Origin of the sequence: Amaricoccus sp., from assembly GCF_017993425.1 — a bacterium.
GTDB lineage: Bacteria > Pseudomonadota > Alphaproteobacteria > Rhodobacterales > Rhodobacteraceae > Amaricoccus.
Map to the genome: position 1 here is coordinate 38,524 of NZ_JAGOMQ010000023.1, position 24,154 is coordinate 62,677.

Annotated in this window: 19 protein-coding genes and 7 pseudogenes; 14 read left to right on the forward strand and 12 right to left on the reverse strand. The window is 68.0% G+C overall.

Going from position 1 to position 24,154, the window contains the following annotated elements; genetic code table 11:
* The first annotated feature begins 74 nt into the window (after positions 1-74).
* On the forward strand, positions 75-1,631 hold the full coding sequence (locus KBB57_RS12350) for an ISL3 family transposase (RefSeq protein WP_290750519.1): 1,557 nt from the start codon (positions 75-77) through the stop codon (positions 1,629-1,631).
* A gap of 132 nt (positions 1,632-1,763) precedes the next feature.
* On the opposite strand, the pseudogene KBB57_RS12355 reads toward KBB57_RS12350, so the two are convergent.
* Positions 1,764-1,847 (reverse strand): annotated as a pseudogene (locus KBB57_RS12355) (ATP-binding protein); the annotation flags it as partial.
* A gap of 99 nt (positions 1,848-1,946) precedes the next feature.
* Between KBB57_RS12355 and KBB57_RS12360 the strand changes: the two are divergent.
* The 5 genes and pseudogenes from KBB57_RS12360 to KBB57_RS12380 all read left to right on the forward strand — a co-directional run bounded on the left by KBB57_RS12360 (position 1,947) and on the right by KBB57_RS12380 (position 6,705).
* Complete coding sequence (locus KBB57_RS12360) at positions 1,947-3,515, forward strand: ATP-binding protein (RefSeq protein WP_290750520.1); 1,569 nt, start codon at positions 1,947-1,949, stop codon at positions 3,513-3,515.
* A complete protein-coding gene (locus tag KBB57_RS12365) occupies positions 3,509-3,982 on the forward strand; it encodes a transposase (RefSeq protein ID WP_290750522.1) in 474 nt (157 codons plus the stop codon). The genes KBB57_RS12360 and KBB57_RS12365 overlap by 7 nt, the downstream gene beginning before the upstream one ends.
* Before the next feature lie 95 nt (positions 3,983-4,077).
* Positions 4,078-5,312 (forward strand): annotated as a pseudogene (gene istA, locus KBB57_RS12370) (IS21 family transposase).
* Entirely contained in the window at positions 5,312-6,109 is a 798-nt protein-coding gene (gene istB, locus KBB57_RS12375; RefSeq protein ID WP_290750523.1) for an IS21-like element helper ATPase IstB, read from the forward strand. Before istA (KBB57_RS12370) ends, istB (KBB57_RS12375) begins: the two are co-directional and overlap by 1 nt.
* A 63-nt stretch (positions 6,110-6,172) precedes the next feature.
* Positions 6,173-6,705 (forward strand): annotated as a pseudogene (locus KBB57_RS12380) (ATP-binding protein).
* A 74-nt stretch (positions 6,706-6,779) separates the two neighbouring features.
* Here KBB57_RS12380 and KBB57_RS12385 read toward each other — a convergent pair.
* From KBB57_RS12385 to KBB57_RS20125, 3 genes and pseudogenes are all read right to left on the reverse strand, one after another.
* Positions 6,780-7,646, reverse strand: a pseudogene (locus KBB57_RS12385) (IS3 family transposase); the annotation flags it as partial.
* Between the two features lie 11 nt (positions 7,647-7,657).
* Positions 7,658-7,930 (reverse strand): transposase, encoded by a 273-nt coding sequence (locus tag KBB57_RS12390; protein ID WP_290750525.1) that lies wholly within the window; start codon positions 7,928-7,930, stop codon positions 7,658-7,660.
* Positions 7,843-8,337 (reverse strand): annotated as a pseudogene (locus KBB57_RS20125) (helix-turn-helix domain-containing protein); the annotation flags it as partial. The pseudogene KBB57_RS20125 and the gene KBB57_RS12390, both read right to left, overlap by 88 nt.
* Positions 8,338-8,777: 440 nt before the next feature.
* Here KBB57_RS20125 and KBB57_RS12395 point away from each other — a divergent pair.
* The 5 genes from KBB57_RS12395 to istB (KBB57_RS12415) all read left to right on the forward strand — a co-directional run bounded on the left by KBB57_RS12395 (position 8,778) and on the right by istB (KBB57_RS12415) (position 14,970).
* Positions 8,778-10,070, forward strand: coding sequence for a hypothetical protein (locus KBB57_RS12395; RefSeq protein WP_290750528.1), 1,293 nt, complete (start codon positions 8,778-8,780; stop codon positions 10,068-10,070).
* Positions 10,067-11,533 (forward strand): hypothetical protein, encoded by a 1,467-nt coding sequence (locus tag KBB57_RS12400; protein WP_290750531.1) that lies wholly within the window; start codon positions 10,067-10,069, stop codon positions 11,531-11,533. The genes KBB57_RS12395 and KBB57_RS12400 overlap by 4 nt, the downstream gene beginning before the upstream one ends.
* 115 nt (positions 11,534-11,648) lie before the next feature.
* Positions 11,649-12,029: a hypothetical protein gene (locus tag KBB57_RS12405; RefSeq protein ID WP_290750534.1), complete on the forward strand. Its 381-nt coding sequence runs from the start codon at positions 11,649-11,651 to the stop codon at positions 12,027-12,029.
* 614 nt (positions 12,030-12,643) lie between these two features.
* Positions 12,644-14,140, forward strand: a complete 1,497-nt coding sequence (gene istA / locus KBB57_RS12410; protein WP_290750585.1) for an IS21 family transposase — start codon at positions 12,644-12,646, stop codon at positions 14,138-14,140.
* Positions 14,137-14,970, forward strand: coding sequence for an IS21-like element helper ATPase IstB (istB, locus tag KBB57_RS12415; RefSeq protein WP_290750536.1), 834 nt, complete (start codon positions 14,137-14,139; stop codon positions 14,968-14,970). The genes istA (KBB57_RS12410) and istB (KBB57_RS12415) overlap by 4 nt, the downstream gene beginning before the upstream one ends.
* Before the next feature lie 295 nt (positions 14,971-15,265).
* Here the strand turns inward: istB (KBB57_RS12415) and KBB57_RS12420 are convergent, their stop codons facing one another.
* Together KBB57_RS12420 and KBB57_RS12425 are read right to left on the reverse strand one after the other, a co-directional pair.
* Positions 15,266-15,736 carry a MucR family transcriptional regulator gene (locus tag KBB57_RS12420; protein WP_290750539.1) on the reverse strand — a complete coding sequence of 157 codons (471 nt, stop codon included), beginning with the start codon at positions 15,734-15,736 and terminating at the stop codon, positions 15,266-15,268.
* A 408-nt stretch (positions 15,737-16,144) separates the two neighbouring features.
* Positions 16,145-16,354, reverse strand: a pseudogene (locus KBB57_RS12425) (integrase core domain-containing protein); the annotation flags it as partial.
* On the opposite strand from KBB57_RS12425, the gene KBB57_RS12430 reads away from it, so the two are divergent.
* Entirely contained in the window at positions 16,265-16,639 is a 375-nt protein-coding gene (locus tag KBB57_RS12430; protein WP_290750590.1) for a hypothetical protein, read from the forward strand. The pseudogene KBB57_RS12425 and the gene KBB57_RS12430 sit on opposite strands and share 90 nt — an antisense overlap.
* A gap of 243 nt (positions 16,640-16,882) precedes the next feature.
* On the opposite strand, the gene KBB57_RS12435 is transcribed toward KBB57_RS12430, so the two are convergent.
* The 3 genes from KBB57_RS12435 to KBB57_RS12445 form a co-directional block, all read right to left on the reverse strand.
* Entirely contained in the window at positions 16,883-17,305 is a 423-nt protein-coding gene (locus tag KBB57_RS12435; protein WP_290750541.1) for a hypothetical protein, read from the reverse strand.
* A gap of 60 nt (positions 17,306-17,365) precedes the next feature.
* On the reverse strand, positions 17,366-17,908 hold the full coding sequence (locus KBB57_RS12440) for a hypothetical protein (protein ID WP_290750543.1): 543 nt from the start codon (positions 17,906-17,908) through the stop codon (positions 17,366-17,368).
* A 572-nt stretch (positions 17,909-18,480) separates the two neighbouring features.
* A complete protein-coding gene (locus KBB57_RS12445) occupies positions 18,481-19,290 on the reverse strand; it encodes a hypothetical protein (RefSeq protein WP_290750546.1) in 810 nt (269 codons plus the stop codon).
* A gap of 530 nt (positions 19,291-19,820) precedes the next feature.
* Here KBB57_RS12445 and KBB57_RS12450 point away from each other — a divergent pair.
* Positions 19,821-21,605, forward strand: coding sequence for a calcium-binding protein (locus KBB57_RS12450; RefSeq protein WP_290750548.1), 1,785 nt, complete (start codon positions 19,821-19,823; stop codon positions 21,603-21,605).
* Positions 21,606-21,722: 117 nt separating this feature from the next.
* Here the strand turns inward: KBB57_RS12450 and KBB57_RS12455 are convergent, their stop codons facing one another.
* Genes KBB57_RS12455 through KBB57_RS12465 form a run of 3 tightly spaced genes read right to left on the reverse strand, consistent with a single transcriptional unit; the run spans position 21,723 to position 23,220 of the window.
* The gene (locus KBB57_RS12455; RefSeq protein WP_290750551.1) at positions 21,723-21,965 is read right to left on the reverse strand and encodes a hypothetical protein; all 243 of its coding nucleotides are present in this window, start codon (positions 21,963-21,965) and stop codon (positions 21,723-21,725) included.
* Positions 21,962-22,267, reverse strand: a complete 306-nt coding sequence (locus KBB57_RS12460; RefSeq protein WP_290750554.1) for a hypothetical protein — start codon at positions 22,265-22,267, stop codon at positions 21,962-21,964. Before KBB57_RS12460 ends, KBB57_RS12455 begins: the two co-directional genes overlap by 4 nt.
* On the reverse strand, positions 22,264-23,220 hold the full coding sequence (locus KBB57_RS12465; protein WP_290750556.1) for an ADP-ribosylglycohydrolase family protein: 957 nt from the start codon (positions 23,218-23,220) through the stop codon (positions 22,264-22,266). Before KBB57_RS12465 ends, KBB57_RS12460 begins: the two co-directional genes overlap by 4 nt.
* Positions 23,221-23,740: 520 nt before the next feature.
* On the opposite strand from KBB57_RS12465, the pseudogene KBB57_RS12470 reads away from it, so the two are divergent.
* A pseudogene (locus tag KBB57_RS12470) lies at positions 23,741-24,124 on the forward strand (transposase); the annotation flags it as partial.
* Positions 24,125-24,154: the final 30 nt, after the last annotated feature.

Below are 24,154 nucleotides of genomic sequence, written 5' to 3' on the forward strand. Positions count from 1 at the left end.
GGCTCTGACTCACATTCGGTGCAGGCGATCGGCTTGACGGATAGTCTCTGGCTTCAGGCTTGGGGGAGCGAGGGATGGGTCGGAACCGATCGTCGGCGGCGTTGTTGCCGCCGGGACTGATCATCGAGCACGTGCGGATCGATGACGTCTGTGTTGCGGCGATCGCGCGGTCCCCGAATGTCGGGTCGGCCTGCCCAGGCTGCGGCAAGCTCTCGCGGCGGGTCCACAGCCGCTACGTTCGATTGCTCTCCGATCTCCCAGCGCACGGCCGGCGGGTCAGGATTTCCCTTACCGTGCGGCGGTTCCGGTGCTGTAACGACCTCTGCCCCAGGGTGATCTTCGCCGAGCGGTTCGGCGAGGACATCGTCGCCCCCTACGCCCGCCGCACGGCGCGGCTGCAAACCATCGTCCACCATCTCGGCCTGGCGCTCGGCGGTCGCCCCGGCCAGGGGCTCGCGCGGCGCCTGCTGATGCCGGTGAGCAAGGACACGCTGCTGCGGACCGTCCGGGCGCGGGCGCCGGCAGCGCGGCCGGTGTCGCGGGTGATCGGCATCGACGACTGGGCGTGGAAGCGCGGGCACCGCTACGGCAGCATCGTCTGCGACCTGGAGCGGCGCGAGGTCGTGGATGTGCTTCCCGACCGCGAGGCCGCCACCGTCGAGGCCTGGCTGGCGGCGCATCCTGAGGTCGAGATCGTGTCGCGGGATCGTGGGGGCGGCTATGGCCAGGCGGTCGCCCGCGCGGCGCCGGAGGTGGTCCAGGTCGCCGATCGCTGGCGCCTGATGGAGAACGCGAGCCAGGCCTTCCTCGACGGGGTGCGGCGGTCGATGACGCAGATCCGCCGTGTGCTCGGCGCGGGCACCGTGAACCCGGAGCTGCTGACCTCGGCCGAGCGGCTGCAATACGAGGGCTTCCTGCGCCGGGAGGAGATGAACGCAGCCGTCCGGGCGCTCGCCGGCGAGGGCGTTTCGATCAAGGAAATCGTCCGGCGAACCGGCTGCGGCCGGCAGACCGTCCGACGCATTCTTCGCGGCGAGCGCGACGATGTCTTCCGCGTCCGCGCGAGCGCGCTCGAGCCCTGGCTCGTCCAGCTCGACGAAGCCTGGTCCGGCGGATGCCGCAACGGCGCCGAACTCTGGCGGCGCCTCCGCCTCGCCGGCTTCGGCGGCAGCCTGCGGGTCGTCACCGAGTGGGCCACGCGTCGGCGACGCACGGAGGCTGCCCAAGCCTCCGGCCCCCGAAAGTGCCCCGCGGCCCGAAAGATCGCGATGATGCTGACCCAGAAGCGCCCCCATCTCACCAAGGAGGACGCGGTCACCGTGGCGATCATCGAGGCCGCCGTCCCGGTCCTCGCCACTGCCCGGCACCTTCTCGAACGGTTCCAGGCGATGATCCGGAAGCGGGACCCGTCCGGCCTCGACACCTGGCTCGACGACGCGTCGTCCGGACCGTTGGCCTCGTTCGCCCGCGGGCTGCGCGACGATCAGCCTGCCGTCACCGCGGCTCTGTCCCTGCCGTGGTCCAACGGCCAGACCGAGGGCCACATCACCAAGCTCAAGCTCGTCAAGCGCCAGATGTACGGCCGAGCCAAGCTCGATCTCCTCCGCGCTCGGCTCCTTGGCGCAGCGTAGTTGATGGAGGACTGCACCGAATGTGAGTCAGAGCCGAAAAGGGACCCCTCTGCGGGTTGGGGAGACGTGCCTGATGCGCCGGAGCTTTCCGGTGGCGCAGGCGTATCAGGCACGTCGGCGGGTGTGGCGGTTTCAGACGCGGTTTTTGAAGCGCCAGCTTTCGTTGCCGGTCTCGACGATGTCGCAATGATGCGTGAGACGATCCAGCAAGGCCGTGCCGGCGCGGCCGGCCGAGCCCGTCGACCAGAGCGTCGGACGTCGCCCGCTCGCCTTCTATGACGCCGTCGGGCGCCGCCTGGCCGGGGGTGCCCTATCGTGACCGAGCTGCTCGACCGCATCCGCGCCAGCCTGGTCGGGCTGCGCATGCCTCGCGCCCTCGAGGCGCTCGACCATACGCTTCGTCGCCTCGAGCGCGGCGAGCTCTCGGCCCTCGAGGCGATCGACGGCCTTCTCGCCGAGGAGCACGCCAACCGCGAGACCCGCCGCATCGCCGTCGCGCTGAAGACCGCGCGGCTTAATCCGCCGAAGACGCTCGAGGGCTTCGACTTCTCCTTCCAGCCCTCCCTCGACCGCAACCGCATCCTCGCGCTCGCCGAACTTCACTTCGTCGCCCGCGCCGAGGTCCTTCACTTCCTCGGGCCGCCCGGCGCCGGAAAGAGCCAGGTATCCATTGCGCCGCCGGATTCGATGCCACGGGGAAGAGCAAGGAGCGCTTGGCTTCGACGAGGTGATCGCGGATCGGACCCGGTTCCCGGCATGCCGGGAACCGGTCAAGGTGTCGGCGCGAGCCAGGCCGGCTCGGGCTCCGAAGACCCTGAGAGATCCGAGGATCGTCTCGTGACCGTGATGCTGTCAGCCCGGTCCGGCCGCGCCGACGAGGGCAAGTGTAACGCGATTGTGGCGGTCAGCACAGACTGGCCGGCTACGAATGACATACCTGTCTGTGCCGGTCGGTGCGCGGTTCCGAAGCAGAAGGAGCACGCCATGACAAGACGCACCCTCGGCATCGACCTCGCCATCCGCGGCGACCAGATCGCGCAGATCTTCGACGACGGACGACCGGTCGGCAAGCCGATCCGCTTTCGCCTCGATCCCGCCTCGCTCGATGGCTTCGTGGCGAAAGCCACCGCGAGCCTGCAGCCCGGATCGACGATCCAGGCCCTGATGGAGCCGACCGGCATGAGCTGGTTCCCGGTCGCGCACCGCCTCGTCGACGCCGGTGTCGAGGTGATCCGCATCAAGGGTCAGCGCGTCCGCGCCCTGCGGCGCTATCTCTCCGAGCATGCCAAGACCGACTTCGCCGACGCTCACCTGCTTGCCGCCATGCCGCTCTTCGGCGGGCCCGGCCTGGACCCAGTCCACATTCCGGCGCCGATGAGCCATGCCCTGCAACGTTTCACCAAGCAGCGGGCCCGCTTTCAGGACGTGGTCGCCGGCGCGAAGCGCCGCCTGCTCGACCTCGTCCGCTGGGCCTCCCCGAGCCTCGAGGCGGTGCTGCCCGATCTGCGCACCCGGCTCTCCCTGGCGCTCCTGAAGTCATGGTTCGACCCACATGCCGTCCTGAAGGCCCGACGCTCGACCCTGGCCCGCTTCATCGCCCGGAACGCCAGCGGCAATCATCCCCATTCCGGCCCCTTCGTTGAAACGCTGGTCGACGGCCTGAAGCGGGCGGCTCGCGACGCCCTGGCGCTCCATGGCCGCCATATCGACTTCGTCGAACTGCAGGCCGAACTCGTCACTGAGATCGAAGTCCTCGTTGCTCATCTCGACGCCATCGCCGGGCTCGAGCGTCGCATTGCCGCGCTCTACGCTACGCCGAGATCCACCCCTCCGACGCCTTACGCACCATCCCCGGCATCGGCCCGCATCTCGCCCCGGTGCTGATCGGCGTGCTGCACACCTCCGAGCGCTTCCGCTCCGAACGCCACATGCGCGGCTTCTGCGGCCTGTTCCCGAACCGATCCGACTCCGGTGGCGCCGAGCGGCCGGGGCAGAAGATCTCCCAGTCCGGCAACGACCGCATCAAGCGCGCCCTGATCCTGGCCGCCGACACCGCCCGGCGGATCGATCCCGAGCTCGCCGAAGTCTACTGGCGGCTGATGACGACGAAGGGCCACCATCACAAGCAGGCCCTCTGCGCTGTTGCCAACCGTCTCGTCAACCGCATCTTCCGGGTCCTGCGCACCGGCGAACCCTATGGCCTCCGCGACCTCGACGGCCGGCCGGTGGAGGTCGCGGAGGCCAAAATGATCATTGCCAAGCGCTATACAGTCCCGCCGGACCTCCGCGCCACGCGCCGGGTCAATCGGCCCTGTCAGGCGACACGCCAAACTGGCCCTCAGGCGACATGAGGATCTGGCCCCCTCGATGAGCTGATAGGAGGGGCTGGATGACGCTGCCGAGGATGGAGACGCTCCCGCGGACTGAGGGTCTGCGGAGGGACGAGATGAAGGAGCCGGACGACGTGGCGGCGATGCTGCGGCTGAAGGCGCTCGGCTGGGGCGCGCGCCGGATCGCGGCGGAGCTCGGCTGCTCGCGGACGACGGTTCGGCGATGGTTGAAGGAGGGTTCGTGGCGCCGGCCGTCGCCGCCTGCACGGTCGCGGGGACTGGACGGCTTGGAGCCGTGGATCGAGGAGAGGTTCCGTCGTCATGGCGGCAATGCCGACGTGGTGCGTCAGGAGCTCGAGGCCGAGAAGGGCGTCGTGGTGAGCCTGCGCACCGTCGAACGGGCGGTGGCGCATCTGCGTCGGGAACTGCGTGCCGAGGCGCGGGCGACGGTGCGCTTCGAGACCGGCCGGGACAGCAGTTGCAGATCGACTTTGGCCAGCGGCGGGTCGAGATCGACGGCGCCCCGCGGCTGGTGTCGCTGTTCGTCGCGACCCTCGGCTATTCGCGCCGCGTCCACGTCCGGGCTTTCCTCGGCGAGCGCCAGGAGCACTGGTTCGAAGGGATGGAGAGCGCCTTCGCGGCCTTCGGCGGAGTGGCGGCGGAGGTGCTCCTGGACAACGCCCGGGCGTTGATCCTGAGCCACGACGTCGCGACGCGCGAGGTCGTGCTCAACCCGAAGCTCCATGCCTTCGCGCGCCACTGGGGCTTCCAGGTCCGGGCCTGCGCGCCGTACCGGCCGCGGACCAAGGGCAAGGACGAGCGCGGCGTCGGCTACGTGAAGCGCAACGCGATCGCGGGGCGCTCCTTCGAGAGCTTCGCGGCGCTGGAGGCGCATCTGGAGCTCTGGACGCGGGAGATCGCCGACCTGCGCGTGCACGGCGCCACCGGCGAGGCGCCGGCGCTGCGCTTCACGCGCAACGAGGCGGCGATGCTGAAGCCGCTTCCGTGCTGCGGGCCGTTCCTGGCGGCGCGCGAGCTGAGCCGCCGGGTCGGCGCGGACTGTGCGGTGGAGCTCGACACCAACGCCTACTCGGCGCCCTGGCGGCTGATCGGCGAGCGGGTGCGGGTGCTGGTCTCCGCCGAGACCGTGCGGATCACCCACGCCGGCGTCGAGGTGGCGTCTCACCAGCGCAGTGGCGGCCGCCACGGGCGCATCGTCGACCGCGCCCACTTCGACGGCGTCGCCGGCGCCGACGGCCGCGTGGTCAGGTGGTCCGCCGAGAGGCAGGAGGCGCCGGCGCTGCTGCGCCCACTGGCCGAGTACGAAGCGGTGGCGGGAGGCGCCTGGTGATGGCCGCGCCGACGAAAGACGAGCTGGACCGGATGCTGACCCGGCTGAAGCTGACCGCCGTCCGCGACCAGCTCGACAGCCTCCTCGACGAAGCCGCCCGCTCGGAGCTGACGCTGCGCGACGCGCTGGCCTTCTTCTGTGCGCGCGAGATCGCCCGGAAGGACCAGCGCCGCATCGACATGAGCTTCGGCCTCGCGAAGTTCCCGTTCGTGCGAACCCTCGAAGGCTTCGACTTCGCTGCCCAGCCCTCGATCGACAAGGCGCAGGTCCGCGACCTCGCCACCGGCCGCTTCATCGCCAACGGCGAGGCGCTGCTCCTGCTCGGCCCGCCCGGGGTCGGGAAGACGCATTTGGCCGTGGCGCTCGGCCGCGAAGCCATCGTCGCCGGCTACTCGGTGCTCTTCACCGGAGCGATGACGCTGGTGGCGAGCCTGGCGAAGGCGCACGCCGACGGCCGGCTCGACGAGCGGCTGACGCACTTCGCCAAGCCGAAGCTCCTGATCGTCGACGAGCTCGGCTACCTGCCGCTCGAGCCGGACGCCGCGCACCTGTTCTTCCAGTTGGTCAGTCGCCGCTACGAGCGCGGCGCGATGCTGATCACCTCGAACCGCGCCGTCGGTGAGTGGGGAGCCGTCTTCGGCGACGCGGTGGTCGCCACCGCGATCCTCGATCGGCTGCTCCACCACAGCCACGTGATCACCATCCGCGGTGACAGCTACCGCCTCCGCGAAAAGCGCCGCAGCGGGCTTCTGCAGAAGCCCGCTGCGGCGCCCGAAACTGAAACCGCATCGAGCTGAAGGGGGGCCAGATCTTCATGTCGCCCCCGGGCCAGCTCCGAATGTCGCTGGACAGGCCCCGGGATGCGGCATAGGCCCAACTTTCTGCTTGCGCTCTCGGTACGCGATCATCTCGCCACCGCCCTCGGCGTCGCCGCGGTGAAGGCCGGCAAGGCCGTCCACCGCTGCACCCTCGCCGAGCTGATCGAGGCGCTCGGCCGCGCCGAACGCGAGGGCCGGCTGACCGAGAAGCTTCGCTTCTACAGCCGCGCCAGCCTGCTCATCGTCGACGAGATCGGCTACCTGCCGATCACCTCCGGCGGCGCCAACCTCTTCTTCCAGCTCGTCAACGCCCGCTACGAAAAGGGCGCCATGATCCTCACCTCCAACCGCGGCTTCGCCGAGTGGGGCGAGGTCTTCGCGACCCCGTCGTCGCCACCGCGCTCCTCGACCGGCTCCTGCGTCACGCCGTCGTCCAGATCGAGGGCGCGAGCTACCGGCTCCGCGCTCACGCCGATCTCATCCCGGAGCACACCCGGGCCCACGCCGCCATCATGCCGCCACCGCCACCCAAACGCCGCGGCCGGCCGCCGAAGAACGGAGCGATGGATCGCTGACCGGCTGATCACCGGGCGCCGAGGTGGGGAATTTTGCCTCGGCACTTCGAGTGCGCCCCTAGGGTTGGACAGGATCAGGCGACCTGTTTGACCCCGCTGGGGCGGTTGATCTCCTCGAACCGCGCCGGGCTAAGGTAGCCGAGCGCGGAGTGCAGGCGTCGTTCGTTGTAGACGTCCTCGATGAAGGCCGGAAGGTCGGCGGCGACGTCTTCGAACCTCTCGTACTCCATGCGATACGCCGCCTCGACCTTGAGCGTCTTCATGAAGCTCTCGGCCTGCGGATTGTCGTAGGGGTTCCCGCGCCGGCTCATCGACCCGAAGAACCCGTGACGCTTAAGCAGGGCGCGGTGCGGTCCGGACGCGTGTTGCGATCCGCGATCCGAGTGAAACACGCACCCCGGCAGCGGCCGCCTGAAGGCGATCGCTGCCTTCAGCGCCTCAGTAGCGAGCCGGGCGTCGATCTTGCGATCTAGGGCATAGCCCACGACCCGGCGCGACCAGGCGTCCAGGATGACCGCCAGATAGACGAAGCCGGTCGCGATGGCGACATAGGTGATGTCGGCGACCCAGAGCTGGTCGGGCCCGTGGACCTCGAACCCTCGGGCGATGTGAGGAAAGATCGGGCCGTCATGGTTGCTGTCCGTCGTGACGACGTAACGCCGCCGCCGTTTCGGATTCAGACCGTTCTCGGCCATGAGCCGGCGCACCTTCTTGGCGTTCACCACCAGGCCGCGATGTCGCAGCTCGGCGTCGACGCGCCGATACCCATAGGCGGGGTATTTCTCGCGGATCGCCGTGATCGTAGCCAGGATCGCCCCTTCGGCGGGACGCGGCGCCGGATCCGCATAGAAGCTGGAGCGCGCGACCTCCATCAGCTCGCACCCCCGTTCGACAGTGACGCCTTCGGGCCGGTGATCGCGGATCCAGGCACGCTTCTCGGCAAGGCCGCGTTTTACGCAGCCCCCTTTAGAAACTCGATCTCGAGCGCCTGGCGGCCCACGAGCCGCTCCAGCGCGGCGATTCGGGCGTCGCGCTCCTGAATGAGATCCACGGCCTCGGCGTCATCGTCATAGGCGCCCGCCTCGTGTTTCTCGATCCAGACCCGGATCAGCTGCCGGCAGATGTCGTGACGCTTGCTCAGCGCATGCAGCGTCGTACCGGCGTGGTACTCCTCGACGACCTGGCGCTTGAACGCGGTGCTGTGGCGGCGGTGTTGTCTCGGCATTGGCTCTCATACTCCGAAAGCCCGAGCAGGGGGAAAATCAGGCGACCTCCGTGTCCAACCCTAGGGGCGCACTCCATGCGCCGGTGCGCCCCGCGCCGGGTGCTGCGCTTCAGCTGCCCCGACGCCTGCAGCGCCAGCCGCGTCACCGTGTAGCCGAGCCGGTAGCCGTGGCGCTCCACCAGCTTCTCGTGGAAATGCTTCGCGGTGAACCCGCCGTACATCTCGGCGTAAAGTGCCCGCGCCCGGGCGAGCTCGCCTTCGTCGGCCCGCCGCGGCGACGGCTTGCCCACGCGCCCGTCCGCCAGCCCCGCCACCCCATCCTCGCGGTAGCGCCCCTGCCAGCGGCGGAACGTCCGCTCCGACATCCCGAGCATCTCCCCCGCCTCCGCCTGCGTCAGACTCCCCGCTTGTACCGCTCGAGAACCTCCTCGAAGCGCATGATCCGGATCTCCTCAAGAGCCCGTGCGCGGCCCATCATCGCCCCCAACGCAACCCCTCGGGGCTTCCTAGCGGACCGGACACTTCACGCGCTACCTAAACCGGACAGATCACACGCTACCTACAAGCAGGGCCATGACGCCTTGACGATCACGCTTTCGTGTTCCATGCTGCGCCTGTCGCTTTGGTCTCCAAGTGGGAAGGCAAGCGAATGGTCTCGCGTTTGTTGGCGGGAGCGATCCTTCTGACGTTGAGTCTGGTTCAACCGGCGCTGTCGCAGCCGGTAGTTCTTCCTCCACTCGTCCCCATCTACACGCCGATCTTCCTAGCCCCTCTGCCCTTCACCATTGGACCGACGACTGGAACCCGCGAGCGGACGTGCCTCCCGATCCCAGCCGGACAGGACCCCGTGGTCTCGGGGTGCGTCGCCAGCTATACCCTGACGCCCGCTTCGGTCGATCTCGACGCACGCGGATATGGCGTCGGATTGCTCACGACGGTCTCGTTCGCGGGCTGCCGGGCGGCGGGCACCTGCCCCGCCGGCACGGCGCCGGCGCGCTCGATCGGATGGGATGCCGCCGACGGCGCCTTCCTCTTCCAGGCAGCAATGCCGCTTTCCGCGCCCGCTGGCATCGACCGGTTCTGCGCGACCGCCCGGCAGCTCCAGCCTGTCCCGCCGGGCCAACCGCCGCAGTCGCCTTTCAGCAGCACGGCGCTCGACTGCATCGCGCTTCTGCCCGCCCTCGAAACGATGGCCGGCGGCTTCATGATCACGCCGGTTGCAGCCGGCCTAAAGCTCGAGGGCTGGTTCCTCGACCTCTCGACGGACGCACCCATCGAGTTGGGCTTCGGCAGGGGATCGGGGCCGAATGCGCCATCGACGGTGACGACGATGGCGAACATCCCCGACTTCCGCGTGGCCAGTTTCTGGCCCGGATACAGCAGCCGTCATGGCTTTTCGGTCGTGCTCCCCTATGCCGGCACCCCGGGTAGATCGCAGATCTGCCTCACCCCGGGCGCGACGAGCGCCCCTTCGCGCTGCTTCGCCTACGAAGAGCGCTCCGTGGCATTTGTCCCGCCAGCGATCACCCGCGGGACGCCGCTTCAGGTGACGCTCAGGAATGCCCCCGCCGGCGCGATGGTCGCAGTGAACCTAAAGGCCCAACCGGGCCATTTCATGCGGAGCTGGACGGAACCGTCGATCTGGTCGGCCACGGCGGATGCGTCCGGCGCGGTCGACATCACCATCCCGACCGTCGACCTGCCACCCGGCCAGTACCGCGTCGCCTTCCATTGCAAACCCGAGTGTCCGGGCGGGGGGCTCAAGGCCAGCGACCTCGTCGGCGGAACGCCGTGGAGCGGTTCGATCATCCTCGGTCCGACGACCAGCATCGATGCGACCGTCACGCGGGGACTGACCGTGACCCTGCCGCAACCCAACCAGGTTCGGGTCGCGGGGAGCGGTTTCGCTGCCGGGGAAACCGTCGCGGTCATCTTCGTGCCCCCGCTCGGCAACGTCGACGGCTTTCCCCACGAAGCCTCTCCGGTCGCCTATACGAAGGCCGACGCCGGAGGGGCCTTCAGCGTCGACATCGACGTCCGAGGCCTGGCGATCCAGGGACGACCCTCGGAGGTCAGCCAGGTTATCGCACGCGATCACAGCATGCAGCCGGTGGTCGCCGCGACGGCGGCCTTCCCATGATCCGGAACCTCCTTCCGAGGCCCCGGCCGAGGCCGTTCGCTGCGATTTCATCATTCCTGCTGGCCGTCTCGGTCGGCCTCGCCCTGACGGCCGGGACCGCGGCGGCATTCAAGCCCGGCCCGCACGTGGAGATCACGCGGCAGGGGCTTGGCACGAGGGTATCCACCGACGCTCTCTCGGAGTTCACCGGCAATTTGTTGCTCGGCTCGGGCAACATTGGCAGCGACCTGCATCAGCTCGACGGCTCCCGGCACATCGACAGCGCGCCCGGACCGCAGGCGGTCTGCGACCGCGCGAACGCCGCCTGGTCGACCTTCTACGGCACGATACGGGATTCGATCCAGCCGTACTATCCGCCCGACTACGACCAGCTTTTGGGCGTGCCCCAGGCACGGAGCGCGTTTGGCGCCTTGCTGCACGCGCTCCAGGACTTCTATTCCCACAGCAACTGGGTCGAGCTCTTCATCGCAGCCGGCCAGTCGCCCCCGCTCGCGACCCAGCTCTTTCCCACCTGCCAGGCCTCGTCTCTCCCCGCCGGGCTCATGACCGGTTACTTCGGCCTGGAATGGGGCATCGCCGGCTGCCCGTACAGCGCCATCAGCAACGCGTGGATCCCGCCGGCGGGATTCGCCTACTGCCACGAGACGCTGAACAAGGACTCCGACCAGTCCCTCCACGGTCGGGAACTGGTCCCCGGCTCGTCGAAGACCTATCACGCGCTGGCCGCAGAACTCGCCGCCGCCCACACCCGCCTCCTCTACGATACCGTGCGGGAGAACCTCTCTCGCGACTGGAAAGCGAAGTACCCGGAGATGCGAGCGATCTGCCTTGTCGACAAGGTAATGTACTACGACAGGCCGGACCCCTGCCGCCTCTATCGGCTCTCCGTCAGGAACATCAGCCACAGCTCCGGACCATGGCTGACCCACGGCACCGTCACCTTGCGTACGTCGAACGGAGTCCAGGCTGCGATGGTCTCGGTTTCAGGAACCGCGCGAGTCGTGACCGTCCCGCTCGAGGCCTGTCTCTCCGGCCTCTACGCCCACTGGCAATTCTTCGTCGCCGATGCTTTCGCCACCCCGTCGCCCAGAGAGATCACAGGAATCACGAAGCTGTTCGGCGTGGGGTGCGACGCCCAATTTGAAGTGGCCCCCGAGCGCTTCCTCAACTATCTGATACGATACATAAATGCCGACACGTGGATTGCCGTCTACGATCTTACCGTCGTTCTGAACAACGGCCTCCAGCAGGTTCCGATCGGACCGGTCGCCGCCGGAACGGTCCGGTGGATCGATCTCGGACCGTGCACCAGGGTCTTCAGTACCGACTTCGGCTACGATTTCATTGATCCGGTCGACGGGGCTACACGCTCGTTGACCCCGGCGTCGGCGCCGGATCCGGCGGAACCGACGTGCCTCGCCACCTTCACCGTCGATCTCGGAGGCGAAATCTTTGGTCCCTGAGCCGCGGCGTGGCAAAGCTCCCGCTGAAGCATCAACCACTGCTGACGGGCTTCCGGTTCAGAATCGCGCGCGACCTCCACCAACTCCGACGTTCGATGGTGACGCCTTCGGGCCGATGATCGCGGATCCAGGCACGCTTCTCGGCAAGGCCGGGTTTTCACAGCCCCCTTTGAGGCAACTCGATTTCGAGCGCCTGGCGGCCGACGAGCCGTTCCAGCGCGTCGTTGCGGGCGTCGCGCACCTGAACGAGATCCACGGCTTCGACGTCATCGTCATAGGCGCCCGTCTCGCGTTTCTCGATCCAAACCCGGATCAGCTGCCGGCAGATGTCGTGACGCTTGCTCAGCGCACGCAGCGTCGTACCGGAGTGGTACTCCTCGACGTCCTAGCGCTTGAACGCGGTGCTCGGACGGCGGTGTTATCTCGGCATCGGCTTTCATACCCCGAAAGCCCGAGCATGGGAAAACCGGGCGACCGCCGTGTCCAGCTCCAGTGACGAACTCTCAACAGTCGGGGAGAATTCAACGACCGCTCACAGGCGTTCCGCACGGCTTCCGCAATGCCGGCACGGAAATGGCAGAAGAGATGGTCCGTGCTTGATGACCGAATGCTTGCCTTCTTCCGCGCTCTGGCGAGCGACACGCCGCTCTCCGGGCCTCCCTAACCCGAGGCGCTCGCTCAGGTCGGCGCGGCTACGGTAGCCCACGGCATCCCGATGCCCGCCGCCTGAGCAGCCCTTCCACGCGTGGCGCCGGCTCTTGGCTCGTGAACCGAGTCAGGCAGCCGGCGCCACGCATTTGAACACGGGGCGAGAACGACATATCTGATAATATCAATGGCTTACGCGCCAGAGAATGCTCGACCGCAGTCCCCGTTGCTCCGCTGCGGCGCGTCGATCAGGGTGCGAGTGGGGCGACAATCTGGGTGAGAGCGATGCTCGGGGGTCGGACCGAAGGTAGGGCGTAGCCCGACCGTAGGTCCGACCCCCGAGCATCGCTGCGCCAGCCTTGGGGCGGGGCGGCGTGGTGATCGCAGCCGGTAGGGCTATGCGGGTGCTTTCCCAGTTCGGAGGAGCCTCGCGTGCCCGGCCGCCACGTGACCGATCACCAGATGAGGCTCTTCATGACCTATCGCGCGACCGCCCCGGTACCCGTCGCCGCCGCCAGGGCCGGGTTCAGTCCGGCCACCGGCTACCGCATTGAGCAGGACCCGCGTCCGCCTTCGGAGAAGCGTGGCCCGCGCGGGCGGCGGCGGCCCGATCCGCTGACGGAAGTCTTCGACGCCGAGGTCGTCCCCATGCTCAAGGCGAGCCCGGGGCTGCGTCCGGTGGCCGTGCTCGAGGAGCTGCTGCGCCGGCATCCCGACCTCGGCGCCGGGATCCGGCGGACGCTGGAGCGGCGCATCCGCCAGTGGCGGGCGCTGCACGGCCCCGAGCGCGAGGTGATCTTCCGCCAGGTCCACGAGCCCGGGCGGCTCGGCCTGTCGGACTTCACCGACCTCGGCCACCTTGGCGTCACCGTCGCCGGCGTGCCGCTGCCCCACCGGCTCTATCACTTCCGCCTCGCCTTCAGCGGCTTCGAGCACGCCCATGTCGTGCTCGGCGGCGAGAGCTTCGTGGCGCTCGCCGCGGGTCTCCAGGACGCGCTCTGGGCGCTCGGCGGCGCGCCGCGCGAGCACCGCAGCGACAGTCTCTCGGCGGCCTTCCGCAACCTCGCGCCGGAGGTCGACGAAGACTGGACCGTCCGCTACGCCACGCTCTGCGACCACTACGGCATGGCCGCCAGCCGCAACAACCGCGGCGTCGCCCACGAGAACGGTGCGATCGAGGCCGCCCATGGCCACCTGAAGCGCGCTCTGGAGGACGCCCTGCTGCTGCGCGGCTCCCGCGACTTCGACACTCTCGCCGACTACCGCGGCTTCGTCGACGCCCTGGTCGGCCGCCGCAACGCCCGCAACCGCCGGCGCATCGACGCCGAGCGGGCCGCCCTCCAGCCGCTGCCAAAGCGCCGCGCCGAGGACGGCGAGGAGGTCATGGTCACCGTCACCTCCTCGGGCGGCTTCATGCTCCGGCGGGTCTTCTACAGCGTGCCCTCGCGGTTCATCGGCCACCGGCTGCGCGTGCGCCTCCACGACGACCGGCTCGAGATCTTCCTCGGCGGGACGCACGTGATGACCCTGCCGCGCGGCCGCGGCTACGGCGATCGCCGCCGCGCTCACGTCGTCGACTATCGACACGTCATCCACGCGCTGCGCGCCAAGCCCATGGCGCTGCCCGGCCTCGTCTACCGCGATCAGCTCTTCCCCCGCGACGCCTATCGCCGGCTCTACGACGCCGCCATGGCCGCGCTGCCGGCGAAGGCCGCCTGCCGGCTCGTCGTCGATGCCCTCGCGCTCGCCCACGACCGCGGCTGCGAGGCCGACCTCGCGGCGCTGATCGACGCCAGCCTCGACGAAGGCATCCTGCCCGAACGCGACGCGATGCACGCCCGCTTCGCTCCCGATCCGGGCATCTTGCCCCGGGTGACGGTCTCGCTGACGCCCCTCAGCCTCTACGACGCGCTGACCGCCTCAACCGCCAGCGAGCTCGCGGGAGGAGAAGCGGCATGACCGACGACACCGCGCCCGTGAACGCCACCGATCCGATCGACGCCGCCCGCCTCGGCCTGCTGCTCGGCGACCTGCGCCTGCCGGCGATCACCCACATCTGGCCGCGCTTCGCCGAGCGCGCCGACAAGGAAGGCTGGCCCGCCGCCCGCTTCCTCGCCGCCCTCGCCGAGCACGAGCTCGCCGAACGCGCCCGGCGGCGCATCGCCCGCCACCTCGCCGAGGCGCGCCTGCCGCCGGGCAAGACCCTCGACGCCTTCGACTTCGATCCCGTCCCCATGCTCTCCAGGGCCCAGGTCATGGCGCTCGTCGCCGGCGACAGCTGGCTCGAGAAGGGCGACAACCTGCTCGTCTTCGGCCCCCCCGGCGCCGGGAAAAGCCACATCGCCGCCGCCATCGGCCTCGGCCTCATCGAGAACGGATGGCGCGTGCTCTTCACCCGCACCACCGACCTCGTCCAGCGCCTCCAGGTCGCCCGCCGCGAGCTCGCCCTCGAGGCCGCCATCGCCAAGCTCGACAAGTACCACCTGCTGATCCTCGACGACCTCGCCTACGTCACCAAGGACCAGGCCGAGACCAGCGTCCTCTTCGAGCTGATCAGCGCACGCTACGAGCGCCGCTCCACCCTGATCACCGCGAACCAGCCCTTCGGGGAATGGAACCGCATCTTCCCGGACCCAGCCATGACCCTCGCCGCGGTCGACCGCCTCGTCCACCACGCCACCATCCTGGAGCTCAACGTCGAGAGTTACCGGCGCCGCACCGCCGTCGAGCGCCGCAAGGGACCGGGACGACCGCCCACCCGCGCGACAATCAACACCGCCGCTGATTGACGCCCCGCGACAGTCAGCCCGCGAAAACCCTTGCTCGCAGTCTGCGACGACGCGATGCTCACCTCCGCCGCGACACCATCGACTCTCATCCAGATCGTCGCGCTCAGATCATCCTGATTGTCGCGCTACACTCTCCGTCACCCTTGTCCCGTGGGAGTAAAATAAGGGGTAGGCGTGTTGCAGTGATCCGTATCGGACGGCGGATCAGCGCGGGTTCTTCGACACAGACGAGAGGCTTCGGTGGCTGTCTGAAGCGCCCAGGACTTGCCAATGAAGGCAGGCCGGGTGCAAAGCGTCAGGCCACGGCCTTCGCGCGCGAGCGCTTCGCCTTCGGCGCCGGGGCGGGCGCCGCCTCGACGACGCGCGGCTTGCGTCCCAGCCCGATCTTCACGGCGAGTTCCTGCCGCTTCCTCGCATAGGCCGGGGCCACCATCGGGTAGTCGGCCATCAGGCCCCACTTCGCGCGGTACGCTTCCGGTGTCATGCCGTAGGCGGTCATCAGGTGCCGCTTCAGCATCTTCAGCTTCTTGCCGTCTTCGAGGCAGATGATGAACTCGTCGGTGATCGACTTCCTGATCGGGACCGCGGGCGTCAGTTCGGCCGGGGCCGGCTCGTCGACGGCCAGCGCGGAAAGCTTGTCGAAGACCGCCTGGATGAGCTCCGGGACGGCGTCCGGGCGCGTCGAGTTGTTCGACACATGCGCCGTGACGATCTCGGCCGTAAGCGCGAGGATCTCCGATCGGTTGATGGTCTGATCTTCGGACATCGGGTTCTTTCGGTTCGGAGTGCTTCGAGGCGAAGTTACGGCTGGTCGTGACGTTGCGGATACCTGCATCTAAGGCATTCAGATGCGGACGCAAACGAATACCGCTTGCGCCGCCAACAAGAGTCGAGCCGAGCCGACCTCTGAGCGCATTCACACAGGCGCATCCTGCAGACCGTATTGGCCGGCGTCTTCACGGCGCCTGCACGGCCTTGTCGACCGGCCTGTCGCCTAAGCTCCCACAGAGGATGAGACAATGGGTACCGCCCATCTGCTGTGGCCGTATCTCCTGGCGAGCCAGGCGCAGAAGCACATCTCCCACAACGAGGCGCTGAGGCTGCTCGATGGGAGAGGTGGCTCGGTTTGTCTGAACAGCGTCCGGGGCGTTCATAAGTGGCTTCGCCGTCCAGTTCAGGCTGCCGCCGGGATCGGCGTCGCCAGGTCAGTGTATGCCTGATCGGGAGTTTTCCTGCCAAGCGGTGAATGCGGCCTTTCGTAGGAGCTCAGATACCGGCCGATCGAAGCGCGGGCTTGAGCGACGCCGACGTAGGCGCGCAGATAGACCTCCTCGTACTTGATGATCCGCCAGAGGCGCTCGACGAAGACGTTGTCGCGCCAGGCGGCGGCAGGAGCGCCGGACGGGCCCGCGGGCCCCAGACGCCGCCAGAGCCAGCCGCAGGGCCCGCCAGCGCACCGGAGACGCCCCAGACGTGCGTCGACGCCGCCATCCACCGCCTACGAGCCCACCACGCCGCCGGAGCCCCCGCAGAGCCGCTCAGCGGGCCGGAACAGGCCGCCGCCATCGACGCCGCGTTCGACGGCGCGCTCGCCTCCCGGCGCGGGCGTGCGCCGGAGACGGTCGAGGCGCGGCGGGCGCGGCGGCTGAAGCTGGCGCTGGGCGACTGAGGCAGCAGGCGGTGTGGTAGAAATGCCGCAGGGACTTCCCTCACGGGAGTCCCCTGCTCGATTTCTTCGGCGACATTCACACAGGACGGGGTCGGCCTTCGGGCTGGCACCGTTCTTCGTTCTGCCGATGCCTGTCCGCTTATCCATCTTCGCTGGGCCGACACGACATTGCCCTGCTCTGCGCCGCCTGCGGGGAAGCGGGGCCGAGCGCCATCATGCAGCGCAGGCTGAGTGCGATGGGGATCACCGATGCAGAAGTCGTCCCGGTGTCCGCTGGCGGGCGGGCATAGACGGGAGCGGCTGGGGCTCAGTCGCCGACCGGGGCTCGCCGAGGATCACCGTCTCGATCTCTCGCCAGGCCTCGGGGATTGCACCCTGTGCCGTCCCCTCCGACCATGTCGGGCATCTCCCACCCACCTCAGCCATCTCGGCGAAGGCGACCTTCGACCGGAGCGACAGGCTGATAATCTGCTTCGCGGTGCCAAACGTTCTCGGGCCGGTGATGCCGCAGCGGGTGCAGAACCAGCGGACGCCAAGCACGGTGTCGCCGTGCAGAACGCCGGTATGGGGCACCCACCAAGCGGGGGCCTGCCAGCACGCGCCGGGCGGCGGCTCCTGCGGCGGGCGGGTGTGCTCGGCGTTGTAGGCGATTTTCAGGCGGGGCAAATTTTGGACTTCCTTAGGAGAAAGCGCGAAATTATGCAGGAGGGTGGGCGACTGGCATGATCACAAGCCACGGATGGTGATCTCAATGGCTTCCTCAGCGACGCCGATTTCCGACGCGAGTTCGGCGCGTTTAGCCTTAATCGCCTCGCCAAAGGTGCGGCGCGGACGATCTGCATCCACTTCAGGCCGGGTCAAACGGGCGCGCTCAGATTGCGCATCGGGGAGTCGCCCCTGCTCGGCCATGGGCCTCCAGTCTAATGCGCCCACGTCGATGCCGAGGCTGTCCATCGAAGTGTAGAGGGTGGGATTGCGGAAACCCTGCCAGAGTTCAGGGATTTCGATGGGAGCTACCTCGGCAAGCTGGATGATCGACCGCCCCGTGATGCGGGGGGATGGGACTACCCCTGCAATGCGCGCCACGAGGAACCCGTCGCCGTGCGACTCATTGCCCTCGACCGGTTCCGCCGTATGTCGATTTCGACAGAAGACCGCGTAATGCAGGCGGTTTATACGCTCGGGACGTACCTTCCAGTGCCCGCTTCCGCCTTCCTCCAAGAAGGACGGCATCCCCTTGCAGGTGAAAATCAGGATCGTGTCTTCCATCATGTGGCTCCTACGTTTAATATAGCATCGTATATAAAACTATCGTAGTTCCTGTCAATAGCCGAAGCGGCCCCACATAGGCGTTTCGGCGGCGTCAGGGGCAAAAACGAGTCGTCGTAAGACGTACGTCGTTGGGCCGGATAGAAACCGGCGGTGCGGGGTAATGGTGCGTTTCGCTCGTTGAAACAGGGGGCGTCGAGCGACGCCCCGACGTGCTGCGTGCTTGTGGGGCCGCGTCGGGGCAGCACTCACAGCCCCAGTCGCTAGCCAACCTACCGGCAGGGATGCGGCGCGCCCTCCGGGCAGCGTCTGATCCTACCGCCGGTCGGCAGCGGCGAAAATCGCGGGCAGATCACTCGTTGCACTGCGATGCAACGAAACCGCGTCCCGGTCCGCTGCCGTGCGGGGCGCGCCCATCGGCAAGCACGCAAGCAGCGGCGAGAGTTCTCCGTGCTGCTTCGCAATATCCCACGATGGCAAAAGGCGAACGAGCGAGCTTGATCACACCAGCCCTCACTGTTCGCATCCCACCTCCTCCGCCAACTAACCTATCTTAAGTTATTGAAATTACGCTAAAAATAGGCCTGCTCGGGGGTTTGCAATTTACCATCCGTGGTACTAACAAGAGACCGTAGAGGGTTGCTCGATCGGACTGGAACAACGGACACAGTAGTGCCGTAATCTTTAATACTAACGTCGTACTCTCTGTAGTAATTGCGATTGTTATAAAATATGTCATCTACAATAATTCTCAACGTTAGCTTGGTATCTAATAAGTTATCAGCACAGAGAAATTCCGCGCGGCCCTGGAACTGACCATTTGGCTCTAATATTTTACCAGCAGAGAATACTGTATAGGTAGTTGACGGTTTTTCCGTAATAAATTTTTGCGCCACTTGTACATTTTTAAGGTAGCACGGAGTTCTTCCAAAGTTCGAAACAATTACCTCTAAACTGAAGTCATACGGAAGGTCGTTATATGTAACGCTTATCTCACCCACAACGTGCGGCATTAGCTCCCTGCGGGAGGTCAGGCGCGCTTCGTTCAGCGCCTCGCGTGCCACCTTCGCGGACTCCTGCGACTGGCGCGAGGCGTCGAGCGTGAACCAGACAGTACCGGCAAGCAGGGCGGCGCTTAGGCCAGACAGACCGACTGCGGCGATCGCGGCCCATGCCATTCGTTGCTGCGCCATCAGGTCCAAGGCGGCACGCAAGTCCGCCTGCCCACCTTCGCCGGCCGCGAGCGCCAACGCGTCGGCAATCTGATCCTGCGCCTGCAAGCTCGCGTAACCCACGCCGACAAACCCAGCGACGACGGCAACCAACGTCGCCATAATCATCCAAGCCGCCGGTCCGCTCGTTAGTTTGTTGTCGCCGCTCATGCAGGACAGGTTATGCGATCGTTCGCCGACGCATCAATCCGAATGTACTCGCTAGCAAAGTTATCGTAGCTAGGATTTTTATGCGGTGGCGCGTTACCTCGCCGTTCGTATCGTTCTCAGAACAGAACGCGCCCGGAAACCCGTTCCAAAATCGTCCGCCACCGACCGGGCGGACGGCGATCCGTCCAGACCTGGCGCGCAGGAATGAGATCGGACCGAACAACATCCCTCGGGCGTGCAGGCCAGACCGGGCCAAGCTGAGGTTGTTCCGGTAGCATGTTCCGCATCGAGTGAAACCAGCGGACGCGATCCGTTCGCCCGCGTCGCTGGCGGAAATGTCAGACGGCCCCGAGGCGCCGCCGAGGAACCGCCGCCTTAACGGAGCGGTAAGTCCCGGCCGTATCCGGGCGGAGGCAGGCGTGATATCCTGCCGGCAGGGAGCGAGTTCTCCGTTCCGTTGTCCCGGTTTCCTTTCGCGTCCCCGCGTTGCCTGCGTGCATTCAAACCAGCTTTTTCGGCGAGGGACCGCCATGGCCGCTTTCATCGTCACCACTTCCGCAGACAGCGGCGCCGGCTCGCTCCGGCAGGCCGTGCTCGACGCCAACGCCGCCGCCGGGGCGGACGAGATCCGCTTCGACGCCGCCGTCTTCGACGGCGAGGCGGCGGACGTGATCCGCCTGACGAGCGGGCAGATCGAGATCACCGACGAACTCACGATCGTCGGTGGCCCGGCGGGCGTCACGATCACCGGCGACGCCGACGGCGACGACGTGACGCTTGCCGGCGGGATCACCGACGTGGCGGCGAGCCTCGCCGGGGACGACCGGCTCGAAGACAACAGCCGCATCTTCGGCGCGACGGCGGCGCTGACCCTCGACGGGCTGACCGTGACCGGTGGGCGGACGACGGCCGATGGCGAGGCGGGCGGCGCCGTGCGCGGAACCGACGTGACGCTGATCGACAGCGTGGTCAGCGGCAACAGCACCGCAGGGGACTACGCCCGGGGCGGCGGGGTCTACGGCTTCACCACCGTCACGCTGCGAGACAGCACGGTCAGCGGCAACAGCACGGCGGGAGAGGGCGGCGACGGCGGCGGGGTCTGGGGAGGTGTCGTGACGCTGACGAACACCACGGTGAGCCGCAACAGCACTAGCGGGAGTTATGCCGGCGGTGGCGGGGTCTCGGGCTACTTCTCCGTAGCGCTTACCAATAGCGAGGTAAGTGGCAACAGAACCGAGGGGAACGGCTCCATCGGCGGCGGGATCTACGGCTATAGCACACGGCTGACGAACAGCACGCTCAGCGGCAACCGCACTGCGGGCGAAGGCGCTTCCGGCGGTGGAGTCTTTGGTAACTACGTGACGCTGGAGAATAGCACGGTCAGCGGCAACAGCACCCTGGGCGAAGGAGCGCGGGGCGGCGGGGTCTTCTGGGGCGGCAACCTTTATGGCTACGTGAGCCTAACCAACAGCATTGTCCTCGGCAACGCGATGGTATCTGCCGGGTTCGGGGACGACGATATCGACACGAGCCCAATCGTGAGGTCAGGCGTCAACATTGTCGGTAGCGACGTCTTCAGCGGGGACACGATCGTCGGAACCGCGACTGCCGAGACTGTCTTCGCGGCGACGATCGAGATCGCCCCCGGCGTCTTCGCGGGCGTGCTCGCCGACAACGGTGGGCCGACGCGGACGATCGCCATCCGGGCGGACGGGCCGGCGCAGGGGGCGGCGGACCCGGCGAGTGCTACGGCGACGGACCAGCGGGGCTTCGCGCGGGACGCGGCGCCCGATCTCGGGGCGTTCGAGGCCGGGGCCGAGGGAGGGCTCACCCTCGTCGGGGGCCCGGGGGCGGACGACCTGGCCGGCGGCGATCTGGCGGACCGGATCCGCGGCCGCGGCGGGAACGACGATCTGCGGGGGAGGAGTGGCGACGACCGTATCCTCGGCGACCGGGGCTGCGACACGATCAAGACTGGCGCCGGCGACGACACGGTCCGCGGCGGCGCCGGGCGCGACCGGATCGGCGGCGGGACCGGCGACGACGCCCTGCATGGCGGCCGTGGCTGCGACCGCTTCGTCTTCTGCGCGAGGTTCGGCGACGACGTAATCCTCGACTTCGACGCCGACTTGCGCGGCGGCCAGGACAGGATCGACCTCCGCCTCCTCGGGATCACCGCGGCGACGTTCGCCGGCGAGGTGGAGATTGCGACGGACGATGGCGGCGCAAACGCTGCGGTCTTGGGCCAAGGCGCGATCCTGATCGCGGGAGTCGATCCCGGCGCGCTAGGGATGGATGACTTCCTCCTCGCTTGACGGAGCGCGGGTGGTGGCGGGGCCCAGCGTTACGTCGCCGCCGGCCACCGTGCTCCGTTTCCGGGCGATCCGCCTGCCGGAAGGTGCCGCGCAACTGGTCGGCTGCGCGGGGAGGCGTCACCCGCCCAAATGTGCGTCCCGGACCGACCGCAGCCACTGCTCGTTGAGCTCGTCCGCGAACTCCTGCGCGGCGACAAGCGCGCCCGGGCCGGCGAACCAGGCGATCGGCGCCACGTCGAGATCGAGGATCTCGATCGCCTCCGGATCGACGCGAACCTGCACGATGTCGTCCGCGAGCGACCGGATTGTGACGACCGCCCGCGGAACACCGGGAGGGCCATCGAAGAAGCCCGCCATCATCCGGCGAGCCGCGGGCAGTGCGCCAGCGCCTGGCGCTCGAAGGACGCCATGGCGTCCAGCATGGCGTTCAACATCGCCGGCTTGCTCTCCAGCGGTGCCTCGCAGAACCCGACCCCAGCCACGTCGCCGCAGGTGACGCAGGCGTAGCGGACCAGGAAGTCGCCGGAGGCGCAATTGAGCAGATAGATTGGCCGGGCCTCGCAGGGCATCGCCGCGTCCAGCCCGGCGTCGGCGAGCGGAGAGGGAGCGAGCCGTACCCGCTCCTCGGCGACCTCCATAAGCGTCCCGAGATCATCGGTCATGCTGCTACCTCGCCCGCCATCCCGGCCAGCGCCCCGGCGAGCGCCTCGGCATCGTGCGGCCAGTATTCCTCGGGGCGCGGCTTCAGCGTGCCTCGGCCGGGCCGGCAGTGCCGGATCAAATCACGCCACTGGACCGGCAGCGCTTCCTCGCCCTGTGCCGCCCCGAGGAGCGCGCCGACAATCGCCGCATTGGTGTCAGTGTCGCCCCCGCAGCGCACGGTGGCGACGACGGCCTCCTCCAGCGGCGTGCCCGCGGCGAGCCAGTAGAAGGCGTTCTGGAAGGCGGTCAGCACCCAGCCCATCTGGTGCTGGTAGTCGGCGGGGCGCTCGCCCCGAAGTGCGGCGTCGATGCGCTTGGCCACCGCTGCCGAGTCCGGCCCGCCGAGCGCCGCCCGCGCACGGGCGACCATCGCCTTTGGGTCGCCACCGCCGACGCCGACCGCAATGGCGGCGACGAAGGCGCGATTGGCTGCCCGGCAGACGCCGCTCGGGTGGGTGAGCTCGGCGTCGGCCTCGGCGACCTCGGCGGCGGTCACCGGATCCCCGGCGTAGCGGATCCCGATGGGCGCGGCCCGCATCAATGCCCCGTTGGCCTGACTGTCGCTCGACGGTCGCCGCCCGGCGGCAAGCGCGGACAGCCCGGCAGCGGTGGTGCCGCCCATGTCGAAGGGGTGTGAATCCCCCCAAGCCAGATAGGCGGCGCCGACACCCTTCTCGCTCCAGCCGCCGTCGCGGAGCATGGCGCGCGCCAGCGCCAGCGCCATTTCCGAGTCGTCGGTCGGCTGGCCGGCGAGGATGTTCCAGATTCCACCATCGGCAAGCAGCCGAGGCCCTTCAGGGTAGCGCCGGTCGATCTCCTTGGCGGTCGTGAACTCGACCAACGCGCCGAGATTGTCGCCGGCAATCTGGCCAAACAGGCAGCCGCGGGCGCGGGATAGGTTGATGGTGGGCACGGGTGGAACTCCTGAAAAAGAACAAGAACCCCGACCGCGCGCACGGCAGCACAATGCTCCCGATACTAGATGGCATCGAAGCCGAGCGACCACATTTGCGGAAGGGGTCCGCCGTCTAGCGTCTTCCGCCAACTCGTGTCAAGGTCGAGCACAAGGGCGGGAACGCCATCGGAGGTCGAGCCCTTGGACGAAGAACCCCTCGGTCTCGGGCTCGACCATGCACGCGAGTCTGCCGCACGTCCTGACGCCGTTCAACGCCTACTCGTGCGTCCGCGGCGGCCGCGCAACGACGACATGCCAAGAAACTTCGCGCCCACCGCAGGAGCCGCACCGGAGCTTCAGCGCCGCGAGACCAACGCGCCCGCCGAAGCGGGCGTGAAGCTCGTGGGGCGCGATCAGCGCCCGGTGCCTGCAGGATTTGCAGGAGACGGCGACAGCGTGCCGGGCCTCCAGATCCTCGATCAGCCAACCCTTCCGGCGTCCGCCGCGCTCCCGTTCCCAGACCTGCTCGTAAGGCGACATTGGAGAACGATACCGGAACTTCTGGCGAGTCGGCCAGCCGCATCGGAAATGGCGATCCGGCGTGCGCGGGCAAAATTGCATCCGGAACAGGGCGAGGCGCTGCGCCAGGGCGCGAGTCGCCGACTTCCGGTGGCGGACGAAGCTGAGCTGGAGCCACCGCCGGCGGGTGGTCGCCAAAGCCGAGTGGATGCCGGGCCGCGGCGAGAAGGGCGCCAACCCGCGCTTCGTCGTCACCTCGCTCAAGGCCGCCCGCGCGGACGCCCGCACGCTCTACGAGCAGATCTACTGCGCCCGCGGCGAGATGGAGAACCGGATCAAGGAGTGCCAGCTCGATCTCTTCGCCGATCGCACCAGCGCGACCACGATGCGCGCCAACCAGCTGTGACCGGCCGTTGAATCCTCCCCGATTGTG